Consider the following 20,055-nt stretch of genomic DNA (forward strand, 5'->3'; position numbering starts at 1 on the left):
TCGCAAAGGAAAAGGAGGCTGCGCCTCCACACGACCCGCTGGCATCCGCGGGTGCTTCAACCGTTCCTTTACAACCCCTTCAATTGTACGGCGCGCCGCGGAGCGAGTCAAAGAAAATCGGCGCGGCTACAGCAGGCGGTTGTCGTTCATGACCAGCTGGAACTGGCAGCCCAGGTGGTCCGCCGCCCGCCGGCACATGATCATCCGGGTCAGGAAGATCTCAAAGTACTCCATGATCGCGATGATGGACGTGTCGACGACCAGGCTGAGCCGGATCACCTTCTCCTCCCGGAAGGCCTGCAGCTCGCTGTGGGTGACCGCATAGTTGACCCTGTCGTGGATGTCGAAGGTGGCCACGTCCCGGTTGTAGACCCGGCTCCGGTGCACGTCGGACTTGTCGGCCAGGATCAGCGCGGCGGAGATGTCGTGCACCGGATTGCCGATCTCCTCCTCGTGGTTGCCGATGGCCGACATGATGACGGCGATCTCCTCCGGCGCCATGCCCATCCGGCTGAGGATCCGGTGGGCCAGCAGGGCGCTGGTCTGCCCGTGGTCGTGCCGGTTGACGATGTTGCCGATGTCGTGCAGCAGGGCGGCGATGCCCGCCAGCTCCTGCACGCGCGCCGGCCGTTCCAGCTCCCGCAACAGCCCCATGGCCCGGTCGGCCACCAGGCCCACGTGCCGGAGGCCGTGCTCGGTGAAGCCGATGGCCGACAGCATCTCGTTGGCCTTCACGATGTACGCGCGCACTTCAGGATCCTGCCGCACCTGTTCAAACGTCACCCGAGGCAAGCTGGTTCCTCCCTGTTTCACCGGTATGTCCTCGCCGAGACCAGCGGCCCGTGCGCCGCGACCCGCGCCAGGGGCCAGAACAGGGCAACGGCGCGCCCCTCCACCCGGGACACCGGCAGCGGGCCCAGCAGGCGCGAGTCCAGCGAGGCCCCGCGGTTGTCGCCCATCACCCACACGTACCCCTCGGGCACCGTCAGCGGCCCCGCGCGGTAGGTTCCGGGGCTGTCGGGGTGCACGTAAGGCTCCTCCAGCAGGCTGCCGTTCACCCACACCGCGTCGCCCCGGACCTCCACCTCCTCCCCGGCGACGGCGATCACCCGCTTCACCAGGTGCCGGCGGGGGTTCGCAGGGTCCGCCACGACCACCACCTCGCCGGGGACCGGCTCCCGGAACCGGTAGACCAGCTTGTTCACCAGGAGGCGGTCGCCGTGGGCCAGGGTCGGGAGCATCGACTCCCCTTCCACCCGGTAGAGCTGCACCCCGAAGGTGCGCACCAGCAGCGCGACCACCAGGGCCAGCGCCACGGTCTCCAGGATTTCCCGCAGCGGCCCCTTCCGGACCGTCCCCGTGCCCTCCTGCGGCGGCGCCATCACCCTCGCTCCTTCTCCTTCCACGCTTCGATGAAGGCCAGCACCCGCTCCCGCACCTCCGGGATGGTCAGGTCGTCGGTGGGCAGGTACAGGTCGCACTCGGCCCGCGCATAGGCCAGCCGCCTGCGCTGCTCCTCCAGCCGCTCCGGCCCGTAGCTGATGTCGGGCCGCCGCCGGCGGGTCGTCTCCCAGCGGGCATCCAGCATCACCAGGAGGTTGGCGTCCGGATGGAGGTGCCGCCAGAGCCGCCGCACGCACGAGTGCTCCTGGGGCACGCTGTAAGCCTTCACGCCGGCCTCGTTCAGACCGGCCGCCAGCGTCGTCTTCCCTGCCGCGCACACGCCCACGATCGCGACGACGGGTTCCCGCAATCGCATCCCTCCCCGATCGGCTTCACCACTCCAGGGTAACGCTCATCCGGCGGATGCGGTCTTCCCCGCGGTCGGTCACCCCCACGGCCAGGACGGCCATGTCGTCTGCGGGGCGCTCCTCATCCAGGCGCATCGCCTCGGCCAGGACCCCGTCGGCCAGGGCCTGCATCTCCCCCGGGTCGGCCCCCCGCAGCATGTGCTCCAGCGCCTCCACCTGCCACTGCCGCCCGTGCCACCGGCCGGCGGCGTAGACGCCGTCCGTCATGGCCAGGGCCACCAGCCCCGCCTCCAGCGGGACCTCGGCGATCACCGGCCGCAGCGTCTCCCGCATGCCGATGGGCTCCACCGGCTCGTCCAGCCGCAGGATGCTCCCGTCGGCCCGGCGGACCAGCACCGGCACGTGGGTGTTCCGGGTGACCACCAGGGTGCGGGTCCGCGTGTCCGCGGAGAGCAGCACCAGCTCGGTGGAGACCTTGCCGTCCCGCACCGCGTACAGGTAGTCGTGCACGCCCCGGGCCACGGCGCCGTCCCGCACGCCGTCCGCCACCAGCTGCATCGCCTTCGCGACCACCAGCTGGCTCAGCCGCTTGGCCGACCGGCCGTGCCGCTGCCCGTCGGCCAGGATGGCGGTGAGCCCCCCGCGGGGCCGCTCCACCAGTTCTACAGAATCCCCACTTTCCGTCAGTCCAAACTTCGGCACCTTGGCGACCGCCATCGTCACCTGCACGGCCCATGCCCCCTGCACTTCGTCCGCGTCCTTGTTCCACCGGGCGCCGCAGCCGCCGCGCCAACCCCGCGCCGCCGGCCGTCACCCTTCCGGTCGCGATCCTGCGCCGGCGCCGTCACTCGTCCGCGCCAACCCCGCGCCCCTGCGCCGCCTTCGCGAGCTCCTCCCGCACGGCCCGTTCGATCTCGCCCGCCCGCGTGCCGACCACCACCTGGATCGACGTGCCGGTGCGGATCACGCCGGCGGCGCCCAGGGACCGCAGGGCGGCCTCGTCGACCTTCTCGGGCGCCTGCACCTCCAGCCGCAGCCGGGTCATGCACGCCGTCAGGCTGCGCACGTTGCCCGGCCCGCCCAGGGCAGCCAGAATGGCGGCTGCGAGGCTCCCCGTGCCTTCCGCCCGGTCCGCGGTCCCGGCCGCGCCGGTCTGGCCGGCCGCCGCGGAGGCGCCGGCCTCCGTCACCGCGGCCGCCCCGGCCCCCGCTGCGGCGGGCGGGGGCTCCTGGCCGAGGACCGGCGGCCGGCGCCAGCGGATGATGAGCCGGAAGGTCACGTAGTAGAGCAGGGTCCAGAGCGCCCCCAGGGGCAGCAGCATCCAGCCGTTCTGCTGCCGGTGCCAGTTGATGAGCCCCATGGGCAGCGCGTAACCCCCCAGGTGAATGTCGAGCACGTACCCCAGGAACGAGGCGACCGCGGCGAAGAGGACATGCAGCCCGAACAGCAGCGGCGACGCGAAGATGAAGGCGAACTCCACCGGCTCGGTGATGCCCAGCACCATGGCGGTCAGGACGCCGGTCAGCATCATCCCGCTCACCCGGCGGCGCTGCTCCGGCCGGGCCTCGTGCACCAGCGCCAGCGCCGCGCCCAGGGGGCCGAAGGCCAGGGTCAGGAAAAAGCCCGACAGAAGGCGGCCGGCGCCGGGATCGCCGTGGAGGAACCGGATGTACTCGCCCACCACCACCTGGCCGGTGGCCGGATCGGTCCAGGCGCCCATCTGGTAGTCCACCAGCTGCATCAGGATGTGGTGCAGCCCGGTGGGGATGAGCAGCCGCACGATGCCGCCGTAGACGAAGGCGCCGGTGCCGCCGGCGGCGTAGATCCACTCGCCCAGTACCACCACCGCCCGGTGGAAGCCCGGCCACATGAGGCCGAAGACCCAGCCCAGGACCACGCCGGCCAGCGCCGCCAGAATCGGCCCCATGCGCCTGCCCGAGAAGAGCGCCAGAAACTCGGGCAGCCGGATCCGCGGCGTGTAGCCGTACAGCCAGATGGAGGCCGCGCCGACCGCCACGCCGCCCAGCACGCCGAAGTTGACGCCGGGGTCGCCGGCCACGCCCACCGCGACCGCCATCATCGTCAGGTAGCCGGCAACGGCCGAGAGCACGGCCATGCCCTCCGACTGGGCGAACCCCACGGCGATGCCCACGGCGAAGAAGAGCGGCAGCCAGGTCCGGAGCAGCTCCAGCCCCGCCGTCAGCAGCGGATCCTGGCCGAGCACCGTGCCCAGGGCCACCAGCACCGCCGGAAACGGCAGGAAGGTCAGAGGAACCATCAGGCTCGCCGATGCCCGCTGGAAGAACGCAGCCCTGTTTCGCATCACGCGTACCCCCTCACGCACCGGACAGGTCGCCGAAGTGAATCAGCCGGATTCCCCGCGCCTCCACCCGCTGCCGGGCCTCGGGCGCCGACAGCGCCGCCAGCTCGACCTCCCGCTGCGCCTGCAGGGAGCTGAGGCCCCGCAGCAGGTCGTCGACCTCGCCGGGGTGGGTGACCAGCTCGGTCACCCCGTCCTCGACCCGGTCCAGCCGGGCCAGCAGCCCGGGGAGGTCGAAGTCCCCCGCCATCGTGCGGTCGGGGGCGGCCAGGCCGCTCTGCCGGATCATGGCGGTGGTGCGGCGCAGGGCCGCGCCCAGGAGCGGGCCGGCCGGGCTCCAGCGGGGAAAGGTCCCCGGGGGAAAGACATCGGGCGGCAGGACGCGCACCGCCCGCACGCCGTAGCGGCGGGCCACCCGGAGCATCGCGCCGCACAGCGGCGGCCAGGCCTGCAGGTAGCGGTGCGTATCCAGGTGCGTCGGCAGCCTGCCCACCAGCGCGGCGAACCGCTCCACCTGGGCCGACCACTCGGCTTCCGCCTCCGCGGGCCGCAGCCGGCGCAAGAGGCGCAGCAGGCTGCGCCCGAAGCGGCCGTCCGGCCCCACCAGGCTGGGCACCTCAGAGGGCGGCAGCACCGGCGCGCCGGTGGTCAGATTCAGGTGGAGCCCCACCCCCAGGCCGGGGGCGTCCCGGAGCCATCCGGCCATCTCGCCGGCCCACGGGAAGTTGACCATGAAGGTGGTGGAGGTGAGGATGCCCTCCCGGTAGGCCCGCAGGATCCCGCGGCTGACGCCCGGGCTCAGGCCGAAGTCGTCAGCGTTGATGATGAGCCTCCGCATGGCCGGCCTCACGCGAACTGCGGCAGGTACTTGCGGTGCGCGGCCAGGAGCTCGTCCACCACCCGTCCGGCCAGGGGCTGCGGCGCCCCCAGCGGGTTGAGTGCCGCCGCCTCCACGGCCAGGGTGCGGTCGCCCTCCATGGCGGCCCGGACGTTGAGCGTCTCGGAGGCCTTGATGCGGGCGATCAGCTCGGCTTCCTGCCGGGGCAGCGGGGGCTGCGGGATGGCCTTCCAGCCGCTGCCGTCGACGATGGCGGGGAACTGGGCCGCCTCGTCCGGGGGCAGGTGGCGCACGGCGCCGGCTCCGCGCTGCTGGATGACGAAGCGGGTCGGCCGGTCCGCGGCCATGGCGGCGATCACCTGTGAGGCCAGGTCCGCGTGGGACGGGTGGCCGCGGTGCTCCTTCAGCACGGGGTGCTCCTGCGCGGCGACCTCGGCGTAGTGCCGGTAGAGGCGCTGCAGCCGCTCCATCAGGACCTCGGCCCGGGTCTTCTTCGCCCGCCGGAGCTGGGCCAGGATGCGATCCTTGTAGTAGTAGTACCGGAGGTACGGGTCGGGCACCATGCCGTGCTCCCGGAACAGCCGCACCGTGCCGGTCTCCTCCCGGAGCGGCAGCAGCGCCGCCACCGGCCCCAGCGCAGCGGCCCAGCGGCGCAGCCGCGGGGTCACGTCCTCGCCGTCGAGCAGCACCCGGGTCACCCAGCCGCCGTGGTTGATGCCGGCGTAGTCCAGGGCGAGCCGGTGGAAGTCCACCCGCAGGAGCCGCCCGATGGCCCACTGCACGCCGGTGGGCATGTCGCAGAGGCCGATGAACCGGGCATCCGGGAAGCGCCGGATCACCGCTTCGGTCACCATGCCGGCGGGGTTGGCGTAGTTGATGATCCACGCCTCCGGCGCGAGCCGCCGCACCTCCTCCACGATTTCGAGCATCAGCGGGATGGTCCGCCAGGCGAAGGCGAAGCCGCCCAGGCCGAGGGTCTCCTGGCCGATGAGCCCGTGCTTCAGTGGGATCCGCTCGTCCAGCGCCCGGTGCCGGAGCCCGCCGACCCGGGGCTGCGTCAGGATGAACCGGGCGCCGGTGATCGCCTCTGCCCGGTCCTGCGTGGCGGTAACCCGCAGGTCGGCCCCGGCCGCGCGCACCAGCCCCCTCGCCAGCCGCTCGATCAGCCGCAGGTTCTCCTCGTCGATGTCGTGCAGGCACAGCTCGCCCCCGGCGTAAAGGGTGTGGTCCTGCAGCAGGCCGAGGATGATGTCCGGTGTGTACGCACTCGCGCCGCCGATGATCGTGAGTTTCATGCGGTCACCTTCCCTTGCTCGGACAGTGGCGTACCAACCCTTTCCTGATACTTCGCCTGCCTCCTACCAACTCCTCTTCCCGGCGTCAACAGATCAGGGAGGCCCGGCCTCCCGCCGCAGCCTCCCTGACCGGCCCCGCCCGTGCCTGCCGCCGTCCCGCTCAGTGGTGGCCGCCACCGCCACCGCCTTCCATTCCGCCTTCTGACCCGTCTCCGGACCCGCCCGACGATCCGCCGCCGGCGTCTTCCCCGTCGGAGCCGCCGCCGGGCTGCTGGTCACCCCTGCCCTCCTCCTCTTCTTTTTTCTTGTTTTCCTCATCCGTCTTCTCCTGCTCCTCTTCCCCGCGGCCCTGTTCCTGCTGTTGCTGCTGCTGCTCAGGCTGCTGCTGCGGGGTGCACCCCGCCGCCGCGATCAGGCCGAAGACCAGCGCCAGGGCCAGCCACTGCCGCAGGAACCGCTGCCAGATGCGCACGCTCGCTTCCCTCCTCATGATGGCCCGTGGCTTGACGCCCATAGCTTGCCCGCGGCCGGCCGCCGCCACGCGCCCCGGTATAGCGGGCAGGCGCGCGCGGGCACCTTACATCTGGAAACGGGAGGGGTGCGCGTGAACATCTGGGACTGGGTGAGACGCTGGCTGGATCCGACCGTCTCCATGTCCGAGGACACCTTCAGCCTCGCGGACCAGAGTCAGCCGCCGGCCAGCGCCGACCAGAGCGCCGAGATGACCGCCGACGCCCGCATCCGCACCGCCGCCCTGCTCACCCGCCTGGAACGGCTGGTCCAGGCGGCCCCCCGGGGGAAGGAAGCCCTGGAGAAGGTGGGCGACCTCTCCACGAGCCTCGACGAGAACGTCAGGCACCTCAAGGAGCTGTTCCGGATGCCCCGGAACCAGGACCTCATCTGCCGCGAGATCGCCATCGCCACGGAGCCGCCTGTCCGGGCGGTCCTGCTGTTCATGGAGGGGCTCTCCGACAAACAGGTGATCAACGGCAACATCATGGAGCCCCTGATGCTGCTGAGCCACGAACTCCGCCTCCGCCCGGAGCAGGGTCCCCTCGCCGTCGACCTGGTGGAACAGCGGCTGCTGACGGGCCACCAGGTGAGCCGGAAGTACGACCTCGCGTCCGTGGCCGAAGCGGTGCTGGCCGGCGACACCGTCCTCCTGCTGGAGGGCGCCGCGGCGGCCCTGGTGGTGGAGACGAAGGATCCGCCGGCCCGCAGCGTCAGCGATCCCAAGGCGGAGCAGGTGATCTGGGGGCCGCACGACGCGTTCACCGAGGCGTGGCGCGTCAACGTGGCGCTGGTGCGCCGGCGCCTCAAGGACCCGCGGCTGGTCACCGAAATCCTCACCGTGGGCACCGTGAGCCGGACGTACGTGGGGATGATGTACATCGACACCATCGCCCCGCCCAAACTGGTGGCCGAGGTGAAGCGGCGGGTGGAGGCGGTGAAGGTCGACGTGGTGAACGGGTCGGGGACGCTGCAGCCGTACATCGACGACAGCCCCCGTTCCCTCCTGCCGACCACCCTGATCACGGAGCGGCCGGACCGGGCCGCCGCCTACCTCTCGGAGGGGCACGTGGTGCTCTTCGTCGACACCTCCCCCCACGCGATCATCTGCCCGACGACCTTCTGGTCGCTCATGCAGACGGCCGAGGACTACTACCTCCGCTGGCCGTTCGGCTCCATCCTCCGCTACATCCGAACCGGCGCGCTGATCATCTCGCTGGTGCTGCCTGCGTTGTACATCGCCGTGGTGAACTACCACTCCGAGATGATCCCGACGGAGATGATGCTCTTCCTCGCGCAGAGCCGGGAACCGGTCCCGATGCCGGCGGTTGTGGAACTGCTGCTCATGGAGTGGGTCTTCGAACTGATCCGGGAGGCCGGCGCACGGATCCCCGGCATCATCGGCCCCACGGTCGGCCTCGTGGCCTCACTCGTGCTGGGGCAGGCCGCGGTGGAGGCCCGTATCGTGAGCCCGATCACGATCCTGGTCGTGGCGGTCACCGGCCTGGCGTCCTTCGCCCTGCCCAACTACCTGACGGGCTGGGGCATTCGCACCTTCCGCTTCCTGCTGCTCATGGCCACCACCGTGCTCGGCTTCCTGGGGCTGGCGGCCGGCATCTACATGCTGCTGATCTACGCGGCCAGCCTGCGCTCCTTCGGCATCGCGTACCTCGCCCCCGTCGTGGGGAACCGGGGGAAGGCGTCGGACGTGATCTACACTTCCCCCCTCTACATGCAGGAGCAGCGGCCCGGTTACATGCACCCCATGAACCGGCGGCGGCAGCGGGAGATCGTGCGCACCTGGGACCCCCGCTCGCCGCAGAACGATCCGCGTGAGGGAGGCTGAACCATGCAACAGCTTGAGGGCCATATCGGCGCACGGGAAGGCAGCGTGCTGCTGTTCACCGTCCTGGGGTCCATGCTCTTCCTCCAGTATCCGCAGTTCCTGGTGCAGGTGGGGGGACCTGCGGCCTGGCAGGTGGGCATCCTGATCACCCTGTTCGGCCTGCTGGCAATCCTGCCCATGGTGGCCCTGGGCAGGCGGTTTCCCGGGATGGCCCTGGCGGACATCAGCGCGGAGGTGGCGGGGCCGGTCCTGGGGTCTGTGCTGACGCTGGCGGTCTCGCTGTGGCTGCTCGCGGCCACCATGATGACGCTGCGCAATTTCACCGAAACGTTCATCATCACCGTGCTGCCGGACACGCCGCCCAGCGTCGTGGTCACCACCGGGGTGATCGCGGCCGTGTTCTCCTCGTACCGGGGCCCGGAGGCCATCGCCCGCACCGCGTACCTGCTCCTGCCCCTGATCGCGTTGGGCGTCCTTTCCGTGCTGCTGTTCAGCCTGCCCCGCATCGACCTGACCCTGCTCTTTCCCCTGTGGGGCTTCGGCTTCAGGCAGACCCTGCTGGGAAGCCTGTACTACGCGAGCCTGACGGCCGACGCCATCTTGCTGCTGGCCTTGGGCAACCTCTTCCGGAACGAGCGCTGCCTGCAGCACAGCAGCCTGCAGGGCATCCTGCTGTTCGGGCTCGCGGCCACCCTGACCGTCACGGTGCTGGTGACCACGGCCGGCCCGCCCGTCGCCCGGGAAGACCCCTTTCCCCTGTACTACCTTGCGCGCCTGATCTACCTGGGCCGCTTCCTCCAGCGCACCGAGTCGCTCATCGTCCTGTTCTGGATGTTCGCCGCGACCATCCGGCTCTGCGCCCTGTTTCATGCCGGGGTGGCCTCCCTGGCGGGCGCGCTGCGCCTGCCGGAATACCGGCCCCTGACCTTTCCCGTCGCCACGATCATCGCCGCGCTCTGCCTGGTGCCGAAGGACTTCGTGGCGGTGCTGCAGCTCGACCGGGAGTGGGTCCGGCCGCTGGGGTTCGGCGCGCTGGCCGTTCCGCTCCTGCTCTGGCTCGTGGCCGTCATCCGCGGCAAGGGGACAGCCGGCCATGCGTCGTAGCGTGCTGGCACTCGCGCTCCTGCTGCCCCTGCTGGCCGGATGCTGGAACCGGATGGAGATCGAGGAAGGGGCCTATGTCATGGCCATCGGCATCGACCGGGGCCGTCCCGGTTCCTACGCGATCACGGCGGTCATCGGCAAGCCCAGGGCCCTGGCGGGCAAGGAGGGCGGCGGGCAGGACGAGCCCCCGGTGGTCATCACCACCGTGGAGGCGCCGAGCCTCGCCGCGGCGACGAACGTGCTGCACGGCTACATCGGCCGGCGCATTCAGTACCACCACACCCACGCCGTGCTGGTCCACGAGGAGCTGGCGCGGGAAGCCGGGCTGCCGTTTGTCGATGAGCTGGCCCGGTTCCGCCAGATCCGGGAGACCGCCTTCCTGATCATCACCCGGGAGCCGGCAGCCGAATTCCTGCAGCAAGTGAAGCCTGGCATGGACAATAACCCGGTCAAGTTCCTCGAGCAGCTCACGTATCACTCGCGCACCGGCGGGACGCTTCCGGCCGAGAGCCAGATCACGGCCGTGATCGCGCTCCTGAACGCAATGTACGAGGAGCCCGTCGCGTACTACGCCGCCCTTTCCGCAGAGGCGTCAGGGGCCGAACCCCCGCACCCGGACCGAGAGGCGCGCTATTCCGCAGGCAATCTGCCCCGCCGGGGCGGCACGCCTATCGAAATGGCGGGCGCCGCGGTCTTCCGGGGGAGCCGGATGGTGGGTGTGCTGGACGGCGAGGAGGTCCGCGGGCTCCTGGTCCTGCAGAACCGTTTCCAGGGCGCCTTTGACGCGATCCGGGACCCGGGCGAGCAGGACCAGTACGTGGTCCTTCACATCAACCGGGGCAGACCGACCCGCATCGTGGTGGAGCGGCTCGGCGACAGACCGGCCCTGCGGGCGATCGTCAAGCTGGAAGCAGACGTCGTGGCCATCCCCTCGGGCATCGACTACTCCCGGCCCGACAGACAGGACGATCTGGAGCGGGCCATCGAACAGCACGTGACGGAGTCCATCACGCGGCTGATCGAGAAGACACAGCGGTGGGGAAGCGATGTGGCCGGCTTCGGCCGCCATGTGGTGTCCCGCTTCCCCACCGTTCAGGCCTGGGAGGCCTACAACTGGCCCCAGCGCTACCCCGAGGCCGAGATCAAGGTCACCGTGGATGTCCGCCTGCGGCGCTACGGCCTCACCCTGTCCCCGACCCACGCCGGTGAGGAGGGAATGACGCGATGACCTTTCTGATCATGCTGATCACCGTTCTGGTGGCGATCTACACCTTCAACTACGCCCGCTGGGCCTGGCAGAGGGGGCTCCGCTTCGGCGCGGTGGCGCTCGGGCTGCTGGCGGTGGCCAGCGTGGCCGTGCCCGGATGGGTGATCTGGTACCTGTCCTGACCCGCACCGGTTCGCGACGAGAGGCCAGGCGCCCTGCCTGGCCTCTCGGTGTTCCCGCTACTGCACGTCTTTCGCCAGATCCCTGAACCCCTCGCCGAGCACTTCGTGAACCTCCGCCACCACCACAAACGCCTTGGGATCCTCTGCGTAGGCGATCTGCTTGACCTGCGTCAGCTCGCTGCGCTGGGCGACCGTGTAGAGAATGGTCCGGGGCTCGCCGGTGAAGGCCCCCGTGCCGTGGACCACGGTCACCCCCCGCTCGACCTCCGCCATGATGCGGCGGGCAATCGGGTCCGGGCGGGTGGTGATGATGGTGACGCCGCGGGCCGCGTACAGACCCACCTGCACGATGTCGACCACCTTGGACGAGATGAACAGGGTGATGACCGCCCACATCGCCGCCTCGGGGGAGAAGGCGATCGCCGCCACGGTCAGGACGACGGCGTCCACCGCCAGCACCATGGACCCGACGGAAAAGCCCAGCCGGTGCTGCAGCACCAGGGCCAGCACCTCGGTTCCGCCGGTGGTGCCGCCGGAGCGCAGGACCAGGCCCAGGCCGACGCCCATGGTCAGGCCGCCGTAGACGATCGCCAGCACCACCTGGTCGGTGATGGGCGGAATCTGCGCCGTGACCGCCAGAAAGAACGAATAGGCGGCCACGCCGAGGAGGGAGCGCCTGAGAAGCCGCCAGCCCTTGACCTTCACGCCGAGGGCGAGGATCGGGATGTTGGCGACCACCTGGGTCACCCACATGGGCACCCCGAGAAGGTGATAGAGAATGATGCCGACGCCGGTCACGCCGCCCTCGGCCAGTTTCAGGGGCACGAGAAAGACGTTGGCCGAGAGGGACATGAGCAGCGCACCGGCCAACAACTGGACGATCCAGAGCACGTCGGGGCCTCCTCAGGCAGAAAGGCGGAGCCTACGAGCAGACAACCCTAGTCTGCCCGCAGCTACTCCTCCTTCTCCTTCTTCTCGTCCTTCTCTTCCTTGTCGTCTTCCTGCTTAACCGCCTTCCGGAACTCCTTCAGCGATTCGCCCACGCCCCGCGCCAGCTGCGGCAGCTTGGCGCCGCCGAAGAGCAGGAGAATGACCAGAACGATAAGCAGGATCTCCATCGTGCCAAGGCGGCCGAACATCGCGATTCCTCCCTGCTGCGTGATGAACTACATGCTCAGCGAAGTTTCGGGGTCCCGGACCGTTTCTCCTGCACAGCCGTCAGGATTCGAACACCTTTCCGTCAGCCGCCGAGCAGCCGCTCCGGGTAGTCCGTGATGATGCCGTCGACGCCGGCGTTGCGCATCATCGCGATGGCCAGGGGCTCGTTCACCGTCCAGCAGTTCACCTGAAGCCCGGCCGCGTGCGCCGCCTCCACGTACTCGGGGGTCACCCACGGCCAGGCGGGGTGAATCGCCTCGCAGCCGATCTCCCTGGCCATGCGGACGGGGTCCACCAGGTTGCTCGAGGTGAGCATGCCCAGCGGCAGTTCCGGACAGATCTCCTTCAGCTTCACCAGGGCACGGTGGTCGAAGGAGGAGACTTGCGTGCGCGCCAGCGCCCCCTCCGCCTTCAGCACGTCGACCAACTCCTGCTCGATGCCCGGGTAGTGGACCGACCCGGCCTTCAGCTCGAGGTAGAGCCGGACGCCAGGCGGCGTCGCCCGGATCAGCTCCTGCAGGGTGGGCACCTGCTCGCCGGCAAAGCGCGGGTCCTTCCACGAGCCGGCGTCGAGGGCCCGAATCTGCTCCAGGGTCATCATCATGATCAAGCCCGAACCATCGGTCGTGCGGTCCACCGCCGGGTCGTGGATGACCACCAGGTGGCCGTCCGCGGTGCGGTGCACGTCGAACTCGATGCCGTCGACCCCCAGCTCGAAGGCCCTTCGGAAGGAAACCATCGTGTTCTCCGGGTGCGTACCTGCGGCACCCCTGTGACCGATCACCTGTGCCATGCGCTCTCACCTCTGCTCGTGGCCTTAGAGGAAAACAGTGAAAACGCCTCGAAATGTGCTATCCAATTCTGCCGGGGGAGAAGGGAGCACCGCTCATGGATCTCAAACTTCTGCGCACCTTCGTGACGGCAGCGGAGTTGGAGAACTTCCACCAGACCGCCGAACGGCTCTACCTCGCCCAGCCCACGGTCACGACGCACATCCGCCAGCTGGAGCATCTGCTGGGGTTTCAGCTCTTCGACCGGGTGGGCAAGCGGGTGCGGCTCACGGCGGCCGGGCACCGTTTCCTGCCCCACGCCCGCAGGGTGCTGGCCACGTACGAGCAGGCGGTCAACGACATGACCGCATGGTGGCAGGGTTATGATACCCGGCTGCAGCTGGTCACCTCGCCTCTGGTGGCCACGTCGATCCTCCCCGGGCGGCTGAAGGAGTTCACCCACGAGAACCCCCGGGTAGAGGTGGTCATCACCACCGAGGTCTCCTCCGCCGTCGGCCACATCGTGGCCGCCGGCGCCGCGGACGTGGGGCTGGCAAGAATGCCCTCCTCCCATCCTGACACCTCTTCGACGGTGCTCTACACGGATCCTGTCGTGCTGGTGGCTGCGCCGGAAAATGCCGCCGGGGCCGACTGGGTGGAGCTGATCGGCCACCACCTGCTCCTCACCGGCAATCACCCCATGTACTGGGACGCCCTGCTGCTTGCGGTCAGCCAGCGGCAGCCCCACCTCCGCACGCTGGCGGTGGACCGCGTCGACATCACCAAGCGGCTGCTGGAGGAGGGGCTGGGGGTCTCGTTCCTGCCCATATCTTCCGTCGTGCGGGAGCTGGATGAAGGCCGGCTGGTCACGGTGCCGGTGGACATGGAGCTGCCCACCGCCGCCACTTACCTGATCCTGCCCCAGCAGCGGGAACTGCCCGAGGCTGCCCGGCGGTTCGTCGATCTGCTGAAGCGGTCGTTCCCCGACGGGGTCGTGCCAGGGCTGCAAGGGGGATGAGGTGACGCAGGGCGTGAGGCATGATGTGTGACACTGCGACCGGGGCGCCGCCGTGCACCGGAGGGACGGGGAGATCCTTCTCATCAAGAAGGCGAAAGGCCCCTACAAGGGCCTCTGCGACCTGCCGGGCGGCGGAATCAGAACCACTGCCACTCTCAACGCGCCATGGTGGAGGTCGCCGCCACCATGTGATGAAAACAGGTCCCACACGCAGGGGGCGGCCCTATCGTGACATCCACTCCAGGGTGAAGTCGTACCTCATTGGCAGCCCGAGGTAGCGGTAGTGAACAATGATCTTCCGAAACTCCGCGGGAAAGCCCGACGTATCCAGCCTGATTGCATAGCGAGAACGCCCCACGCGCCGCGCAGGCTGCATCTTCCAGCCGTAAACCGGGCCTTTCGTGAGCTTGTGGCCCTCCCTCTCCATGGTGATCGCCGCACTTCCCGCCAACTCGCCATCCGTGAAGTTCGCGACTGCGATGGCGTGCGGGGGCAGGATCTCCTGCCCGTCGACCGTCACCGCGACCAGCGTAAGGGGCCAGCGTCCATTGTTGATCAGATCCACGCCGTGGGCCAGCGGCGTGCCCTCGCCATCGTGGCGCGTACTGTAACCGGAACTGCTCAGCGGCGGGTGCGTGTACACCCACCCGATCGCCGTGCCGACAGCCGCCACAATCAAGCATGCCGCGACAACCAGCCGTCGCCTCTGCACGTCGTCACCCTCCAGCCGTCTTCCCCAGTCCTCTTCCGCCGAAACTCCCGATCCCCCGGGACGCAGCGTCCCGGGGGATCGAGCGCTCATCGCTCACGACCCACCGCCCACGGCCACGCTGCTTAGTCCCGCAGCAGAGCCCGCGAGATCACCAGCCGCTGGATCTCACTGGTGCCCTCGTAGAGCTGCGTGATCTTCGCCTCACGCATCAGCCGCTCCACCCGGTACTCCTGCATGTAGCCGTAACCGCCGTGGATCTGCACGGCCTCCACCGTGTGCTTCATCGCCATCTCCGAGGCAAAGAGCTTGGCCATCGAGATCTCCTTCGTCGCCCGGACCCCCTGCTGCATCAGGAAGGCGGCACGATAAAGCAGCAGGCGGGCGGCCTCCAGGTCCGTGGCCATGTCGGCGATCTTCCAGGCGATGGCCTGGTGCTCCGCGATGGGCTTGCCGAAGGTGTGCCGCTCCTTCGCAAACTTGATCGAGTCCTCCAGAGCCGCCTGGGTGATGCCCACCGCCTGGGCTGCGATGCCGATGCGGCCCCGGTCCAGAATCGCCATCGCGATCTTGAAGCCCTCGCCCTCACGGCCCAGCAGCTGCGAGGCGGGGATGCGGCAGTCCTCGAAGTGCAGGGTCGTGGTATGCGAGGCGTGCAGCCCCATCTTCTCCATGGGCTTGCCCACGCTGAACCCAGGGGTGCCCGCCTCCACCAGGAAGGCGGAGATACCCCGGTGGCCCACCGACGGGTCGGGGTTGGTCCGCGCGAACACCACGTAGAGCCCGGCCTGGCCGCCGTTGGTGATGAAGGTCTTCTCGCCGTTGAGGATGTACGAGTCTCCGTCCTTCACCGCGGTGGTGCGGAGGGCGGCGGCGTCGGAGCCCGCGCCCGGCTCCGTGAGGGCGTAGGCGCCCAGGATCTCGCCCCGGGTCAGCTTGGGCAGGTACTTCTGCTTCTGCTCCTCGCTGCCGAAATGGAAGATCGCCTCAGAGTGCAGTGAGCAGTGCACCTCGAAGATGACCGACGTGACGGCGCACGCCCGGGCCAGCTCCTCGATGACGATCGCGTAGCTCACCCAGTCCATGCCGCCGCCGTAGGGCTCAGGCAGGTGCATGTTCAGGTAGCCGTTCTCCGCCAGCAGCTTAAAGTTCGGCCACGGGAACTCATGCTTCCGGTTGAACTCGGCTGCCCGCGGGGCGATCTCCTTCTCCGCCAGTTCCCGGATCGCCTGCCGCACCATGTTCTGCTCTTCGGTCAGAAAGAAGTTCACGGGTCTTGCCTCCTCATCTGTCGCTTCCTCCGGCGCCGGGAGGAGCCCGAGAGCCGGGCCCCTCCCCGGGTCGGAACGTCAGAACCCTCAGGGATCAGATCCTTAGAGCCCCAGGGATCAGGGCCTTAGCGCCTTCACGGACCGGAGTCGTACAGCCCTCAGGGATCGGAGTCGTACAGCCCTCAGGGATCGGAGCCATGGAGCTCTCTGGGATCGTCGCTGGAGAGCCTCCAGGGATCGGAGCCTTGGAGCCCTCAGGGCCCGGAGCCGGAGCGCCCCCAGGGATCGGACCGTTACAGCCACAGGATTCGGAACGATAGAGCCCTCAGGGCCCGGAGCGAGAACCCTCACGGGGGTAATGCGCTCAGCAGCCCCAGTGGTTCCGCAGGATCTCATCGGCCGCGGTGTAAGGATCCATCCGCCGCTCGGCCACCTGCCGGACCAGCAGCTCGAAGTCCCCTGCAGCCCGGGCCCGCTCCAGCGTGGCGCGGGCCACCCGCTGGCCCACCAACTCCTGCAGCCGCTGGGCCGCGTCCTGCTCCCGCCTCGCCTCCCAGCGGCCGGTCTCCTTCAGGAACGCCAGGTGCTCGTCCAGCCGGTCGACCAGGGCCGCGATGCCCTGCCCGTCCTTGGCCACGGTCTTCAGCACCGGCGGCCGCCAGGAGATGTCGCCCGGCCTGGCGGTGCCATGCCGCTCGGCGGCGTGCAGCGCCGCCCGGGTCATGTAGCCGGCAGCCCGTGCCAGATCCTCCGCGCTGTGGTGGCCGGTGCGATCCAGCCGGCGGAGCGCCGCGTCCGCACCGGGCGGAAGGGTGGCCCCGGCGCCCGGCGAAGGGGCTGCGCCCGCACCCGGCGAAAGGGCGGCGCCGTCCCCGCCCCCATCGGCGGGCCAGCGGTTGATCCCCGGCTGGCCCATGTGGCCCAGGTCGAGCATCATCTCGATCTCGTTGACCGTCCGGTCGGCGCCGTCCCGGTCCGCCTTGTTGCAGACGAAGACGTCGCCGATCTCGAGAATGCCGGCCTTGATCGCCTGGATCTCGTCGCCCAGGCCCGGAACCACCACCACGCAGGTGGTGTGCGCCAGGGCCATGATCTCCACCTCGGACTGGCCGGTCCCCACCGTCTCGACCAGGATCACGTCGAAGCCGAAGGCGTCCAGCACCGACACGACCTCAGCCGTCGCCGGCGAGAGCCCGCCCAGGTGCCCCCGGGCCGCCAGCGACCGCATGAAGACGCCCGGGTCGGTCAGCGTCCGCTGCATGCGGATGCGGTCGCCCAGGATCGCCCCGCCCGAGAAGGGGCTGGTGGGGTCCACCGCCACGATGGCGACCGTCCGGCCGCGGGCGCGGTGCTCGCTGGCCAGCCTGTCCACCAGCGTGGACTTGCCGGCGCCGGGCGGACCCGTTATCCCCACCACGTGGGCCCGGCCCGTGAGCGGGTAGGCCAGCCGGACCAGCGCCGTCGCCTCCTCGGCGCCGTTCTCGATCCAGGTAATCGCCCGCGCCAGGGCCCGCCGGTCCCCGGACCGGAGGCGGGCGAACAGCTCAGCAGCCCGATCTTCCGGCCTCATCGCTTCACGTTCTCCCTCGTGTACGCCACAATCTCCTCCAGGTCCGATCCCGGCCCGAACACCCGGGAGACGCCGGCCTCCAGCAAGGCGGGCACCTCGTCCTCGGGGATGATGCCGCCGGCCAGGATGAGCACGTCGTCCACCCCCTGCTCCCGGAGCAGCTGGATCAGCTGCGGAATCAGCACCCCGTGCGCCCCGGCGAGCGACGAGATCGCCACCACGTCCACGTCCTCCTGGATCGCGGCCGCGGCCACGGCCTCGGGCCGCTGGTAGAGACCGGTATAGATGACCTCAAAGCCGGCATCCCGGTACGCCCTTGCGACCACCTTCGCCCCCCGGTCATGGGCGTCGAGCCCCAGCTTGGCCACAAGGACCCTGATCCTGCGTCCCGCTGCAGCTTCCATTTCCGCTTCCCCTCCATCGCCCGGTGACTAGTAGACCGACTCCTCCCGGTACTCGCCCCACAGCTCCCGCCAGACGCCGCAGATCTCCCCCACGGTGCAGTAGCGCCGGACGCATTCGATGATGTAGGGCATCAGGTTCTCGCCGGTCTGCGAGGCCCTGCGCAGTTCGGCCAGGGCCGCGTCGGCCGCCCGCTGATCCCGGGTCGCCCGCACCTCGCGCACCCGCTCGATCTGCCGGCGCTGCACCTCCGGGTTCACCTTGAGGATGTTGGTGTGGGGCTTCTCGTCGGGGTCGACGTAGGCGTTGACCCCCACCACCCTGTAGTCGCCGTTCATCACCCGCCGCTGGAATCGGTAGGCCGAATCGGCGATCTGCTGCTGGAACCAGCCCTTCTCGATCGCCGCGACCACGCCGCCCTGAGCCTCGATCTGCTCGAAGTAGGCCCAGGCCTCCTCTTCCAGCTTGTTGGTCAGGTGCTCCACGTAGTAGGAACCCGCCAGCGGGTCGACCACGTTGGCGACGCCGCTCTCCTCGGCGATGATCTGCTGGGTGCGCAGGGCGATGCGCACCGCCTCCTCGCTGGGCAGCGCGAGCGCCTCGTCGTAGGAGTTGGTGTGCAGGGACTGCGTGCCGCCCAGCACCGCGGCCAGGGCCTGCAGGGTCACCCGCACGATGTTGTTCTCCGGCTGCTGCGCCGTCAGGCTGACGCCCGCGGTCTGGGCGTGGGTGCGCAGCATCCAGGAGCGGGGATTCTTGGCGCCGAAGCGCTCCCGCATCACGCGCGCCCAGATCCGCCGGGCCGCGCGGAACTTGGCGATCTCCTCGAAGAAGTCGTTGTGCACATCAAAGAAGAAGGAGAGGCGCGGGGCGAACTCGTCCACGTCGAGCCCCGCCTGAATCCCCGCCTCCACGTAGGCCATGCCGTCGGCCAGGGTAAAGGCCAGCTCCTGCGCGGCCGTGGCCCCGGCTTCCCGGATGTGGTAACCCGAGATGGAGATGGTGTTCCACCGGGGCACGTGCCGGGCGCAGAAGGCCATGACGTCGGTGATCAGCCGCATCGAGGGGGCCGGCGGGTAGATATAGGTCTTCTGGGCGATATAGTCCTTCAGGATGTCGTTCTGGATGGTGCCGCTCACCTGGTCCCAGGAGACGCCCTGCTTCTCGGCCACCACCAGGTACATGGCCAGCATGACGGAAGCCGGCGGGTTGATGGTCATCGAGGTCGAGACCTTGTCCAGGGGAATGCCCTCGAACAGGATCTCGAAGTCCCGCAGCGAGTCGATGGCCACCCCCAGCTTGCCGACCTCGCCGTTGGCGTACGGGTGGTCGGAGTCGTAGCCCAGCAGCGTCGGCATGTCGAAGGCCGTCGAGAGGCCCGTCTGCCCCTGCTCCAGCAGGTAGCGGAACCGGGCGTTGGTTTCCTCCGCCGTGCCGAAGCCCGCGAACTGCCGCATGGTCCAGAGTTTGCCGCGATACATGGTCGGGTGCACGCCCCGGGTGAAGGGGTACTCACCGGGATCCCCCAGGTCCCGGTCGTAGTCAAAGCCGGCAATGTCGTCGGGGCCATAGAACCGCTTCACCGGGCGGTCGGAGACCCCGGCGAACCGCTCCTTTCGCTCTGCTGTGGCCACGGGCCACCCTCCCTCCCAATTCGGTGTCGCTTCACACCCATTCGCCTTTTCTGCCTATTCCTCCTGCTTTGGAGCTTACGCTCACCCCTCGCTGGAAAAAACCCACCGGCTCCCCCCACCCCGCACCACCACGCCCCCGCTGCCGCGGAAACTCGCCTGCGCCGCCGGCGGGGCGGCGGACCGGTCCCGGCGGGGAGACGCCGGGTACGAGAGGGCCATCCTCCCGCCTCCGTCGTGACGACGCAGACCCCGCCGGGCGCGCAGCGGATCCAGCGCGAAGGCGGCCAGGGCCGCCGCCGGGTTGATCGCCGGGTTGAACAGCACCAGCCCCGGCGCGAGGGCGGCCAGCGCGGCTTCCGGCCGCAGCGCGGCCAGCGCGCAGACGGGGCAGAGCGCCGCGAGCTGCACGACAGGGTCCAGGAAGACATCGGTGGGCGTCGAGAACTCGAACCTGCGCCGCATACTGGGCG

General features: G+C 69.6%; 22 protein-coding genes. 5 read left to right on the forward strand and 17 right to left on the reverse strand.

Translation table 11 applies throughout. The features are described 5' to 3' along the window. Positions 1–126 precede the first annotated feature (126 nt). From ACZ5UM_RS17240 to ACZ5UM_RS17275, 8 genes are all read right to left on the reverse strand, one after another. On the reverse strand, positions 127–792 hold the full coding sequence (locus ACZ5UM_RS17240) for an HD domain-containing protein (protein WP_464845805.1): 666 nt from the start codon (positions 790–792) through the stop codon (positions 127–129). A gap of 17 nt (positions 793–809) precedes the next feature. Further along, positions 810–1,382 carry a signal peptidase I gene (gene lepB, locus ACZ5UM_RS17245; RefSeq protein WP_464845807.1) on the reverse strand — a complete coding sequence of 191 codons (573 nt, stop codon included), beginning with the start codon at positions 1,380–1,382 and terminating at the stop codon, positions 810–812. Then, the gene (locus tag ACZ5UM_RS17250; RefSeq protein ID WP_464845810.1) at positions 1,382–1,753 is read right to left on the reverse strand and encodes an MBL fold metallo-hydrolase; all 372 of its coding nucleotides are present in this window, start codon (positions 1,751–1,753) and stop codon (positions 1,382–1,384) included. The genes lepB and ACZ5UM_RS17250 overlap by 1 nt, the downstream gene beginning before the upstream one ends. Positions 1,754–1,775: 22 nt before the next feature. After that, entirely contained in the window at positions 1,776–2,480 is a 705-nt protein-coding gene (locus ACZ5UM_RS17255) for a PP2C family protein-serine/threonine phosphatase (RefSeq protein ID WP_464845814.1), read from the reverse strand. 115 nt (positions 2,481–2,595) lie between these two features. Beyond that, positions 2,596–4,074 (reverse strand): PTS transporter subunit EIIC, encoded by a 1,479-nt coding sequence (locus ACZ5UM_RS17260; protein ID WP_464845816.1) that lies wholly within the window; start codon positions 4,072–4,074, stop codon positions 2,596–2,598. 13 nt (positions 4,075–4,087) lie between these two features. Next, on the reverse strand, positions 4,088–4,909 hold the full coding sequence (locus ACZ5UM_RS17265; RefSeq protein WP_464845818.1) for a carbohydrate deacetylase: 822 nt from the start codon (positions 4,907–4,909) through the stop codon (positions 4,088–4,090). Between the two features lie 8 nt (positions 4,910–4,917). Next, positions 4,918–6,204: a 6-phospho-beta-glucosidase gene (locus tag ACZ5UM_RS17270; protein WP_464845819.1), complete on the reverse strand. Its 1,287-nt coding sequence runs from the start codon at positions 6,202–6,204 to the stop codon at positions 4,918–4,920. Between the two features lie 160 nt (positions 6,205–6,364). Next, positions 6,365–6,676, reverse strand: coding sequence for a hypothetical protein (locus tag ACZ5UM_RS17275; protein WP_464845820.1), 312 nt, complete (start codon positions 6,674–6,676; stop codon positions 6,365–6,367). A gap of 132 nt (positions 6,677–6,808) precedes the next feature. On the opposite strand from ACZ5UM_RS17275, the gene ACZ5UM_RS17280 reads away from it, so the two are divergent. The 4 genes from ACZ5UM_RS17280 to ACZ5UM_RS17295 are packed head-to-tail and all read left to right on the forward strand — an operon-like array spanning position 6,809 to position 11,053. Beyond that, complete coding sequence (locus tag ACZ5UM_RS17280) at positions 6,809–8,560, forward strand: spore germination protein (protein WP_464845822.1); 1,752 nt, start codon at positions 6,809–6,811, stop codon at positions 8,558–8,560. A 3-nt stretch (positions 8,561–8,563) separates the two neighbouring features. Then, the gene (locus ACZ5UM_RS17285) at positions 8,564–9,664 is read left to right on the forward strand and encodes a GerAB/ArcD/ProY family transporter (RefSeq protein WP_464845824.1); all 1,101 of its coding nucleotides are present in this window, start codon (positions 8,564–8,566) and stop codon (positions 9,662–9,664) included. Next, positions 9,654–10,892 carry a Ger(x)C family spore germination protein gene (locus tag ACZ5UM_RS17290; protein WP_464845827.1) on the forward strand — a complete coding sequence of 413 codons (1,239 nt, stop codon included), beginning with the start codon at positions 9,654–9,656 and terminating at the stop codon, positions 10,890–10,892. The genes ACZ5UM_RS17285 and ACZ5UM_RS17290 overlap by 11 nt, the downstream gene beginning before the upstream one ends. Then, positions 10,889–11,053, forward strand: a complete 165-nt coding sequence (locus ACZ5UM_RS17295) for a hypothetical protein (protein ID WP_464845829.1) — start codon at positions 10,889–10,891, stop codon at positions 11,051–11,053. Before ACZ5UM_RS17290 ends, ACZ5UM_RS17295 begins: the two co-directional genes overlap by 4 nt. A 57-nt stretch (positions 11,054–11,110) precedes the next feature. Here ACZ5UM_RS17295 and ACZ5UM_RS17300 read toward each other — a convergent pair whose 3' ends face one another. The 3 genes from ACZ5UM_RS17300 to ACZ5UM_RS17310 all read right to left on the reverse strand — a co-directional run bounded on the left by ACZ5UM_RS17300 (position 11,111) and on the right by ACZ5UM_RS17310 (position 13,004). Further along, a complete protein-coding gene (locus tag ACZ5UM_RS17300; protein WP_464845832.1) occupies positions 11,111–11,944 on the reverse strand; it encodes a YitT family protein in 834 nt (277 codons plus the stop codon). A gap of 62 nt (positions 11,945–12,006) precedes the next feature. Beyond that, positions 12,007–12,192, reverse strand: a complete 186-nt coding sequence (gene tatA, locus ACZ5UM_RS17305; protein ID WP_464845835.1) for a twin-arginine translocase TatA/TatE family subunit — start codon at positions 12,190–12,192, stop codon at positions 12,007–12,009. 101 nt (positions 12,193–12,293) lie between these two features. After that, complete coding sequence (locus ACZ5UM_RS17310; RefSeq protein ID WP_464845837.1) at positions 12,294–13,004, reverse strand: glycerophosphodiester phosphodiesterase; 711 nt, start codon at positions 13,002–13,004, stop codon at positions 12,294–12,296. 95 nt (positions 13,005–13,099) lie between these two features. On the opposite strand from ACZ5UM_RS17310, the gene ACZ5UM_RS17315 reads away from it, so the two are divergent. Beyond that, positions 13,100–13,999 carry a LysR family transcriptional regulator gene (locus ACZ5UM_RS17315; RefSeq protein ID WP_464845838.1) on the forward strand — a complete coding sequence of 300 codons (900 nt, stop codon included), beginning with the start codon at positions 13,100–13,102 and terminating at the stop codon, positions 13,997–13,999. A 223-nt stretch (positions 14,000–14,222) separates the two neighbouring features. Here the strand turns inward: ACZ5UM_RS17315 and ACZ5UM_RS17320 are convergent, their stop codons facing one another. From ACZ5UM_RS17320 to ACZ5UM_RS17345, 6 genes are all read right to left on the reverse strand, one after another. Then, positions 14,223–14,711: a hypothetical protein gene (locus tag ACZ5UM_RS17320; RefSeq protein WP_464845839.1), complete on the reverse strand. Its 489-nt coding sequence runs from the start codon at positions 14,709–14,711 to the stop codon at positions 14,223–14,225. 122 nt (positions 14,712–14,833) lie between these two features. Then, positions 14,834–15,979, reverse strand: coding sequence for an acyl-CoA dehydrogenase (locus ACZ5UM_RS17325; RefSeq protein ID WP_464845840.1), 1,146 nt, complete (start codon positions 15,977–15,979; stop codon positions 14,834–14,836). 364 nt (positions 15,980–16,343) lie between these two features. Next, complete coding sequence (gene meaB, locus ACZ5UM_RS17330; protein ID WP_464845843.1) at positions 16,344–17,549, reverse strand: methylmalonyl Co-A mutase-associated GTPase MeaB; 1,206 nt, start codon at positions 17,547–17,549, stop codon at positions 16,344–16,346. Further along, a complete protein-coding gene (locus ACZ5UM_RS17335) occupies positions 17,546–17,953 on the reverse strand; it encodes a cobalamin B12-binding domain-containing protein (RefSeq protein WP_464845845.1) in 408 nt (135 codons plus the stop codon). Before ACZ5UM_RS17335 ends, meaB begins: the two co-directional genes overlap by 4 nt. A 27-nt stretch (positions 17,954–17,980) precedes the next feature. Next, complete coding sequence (locus tag ACZ5UM_RS17340) at positions 17,981–19,585, reverse strand: acyl-CoA mutase large subunit family protein (protein WP_464845847.1); 1,605 nt, start codon at positions 19,583–19,585, stop codon at positions 17,981–17,983. Positions 19,586–19,666: 81 nt separating this feature from the next. Beyond that, positions 19,667–20,047 carry a hypothetical protein gene (locus ACZ5UM_RS17345; RefSeq protein WP_464845849.1) on the reverse strand — a complete coding sequence of 127 codons (381 nt, stop codon included), beginning with the start codon at positions 20,045–20,047 and terminating at the stop codon, positions 19,667–19,669. Between the last annotated feature and the right edge of the window lie 8 nt (positions 20,048–20,055).

It is taken from the genome of Symbiobacterium ostreiconchae (assembly GCF_055396975.1).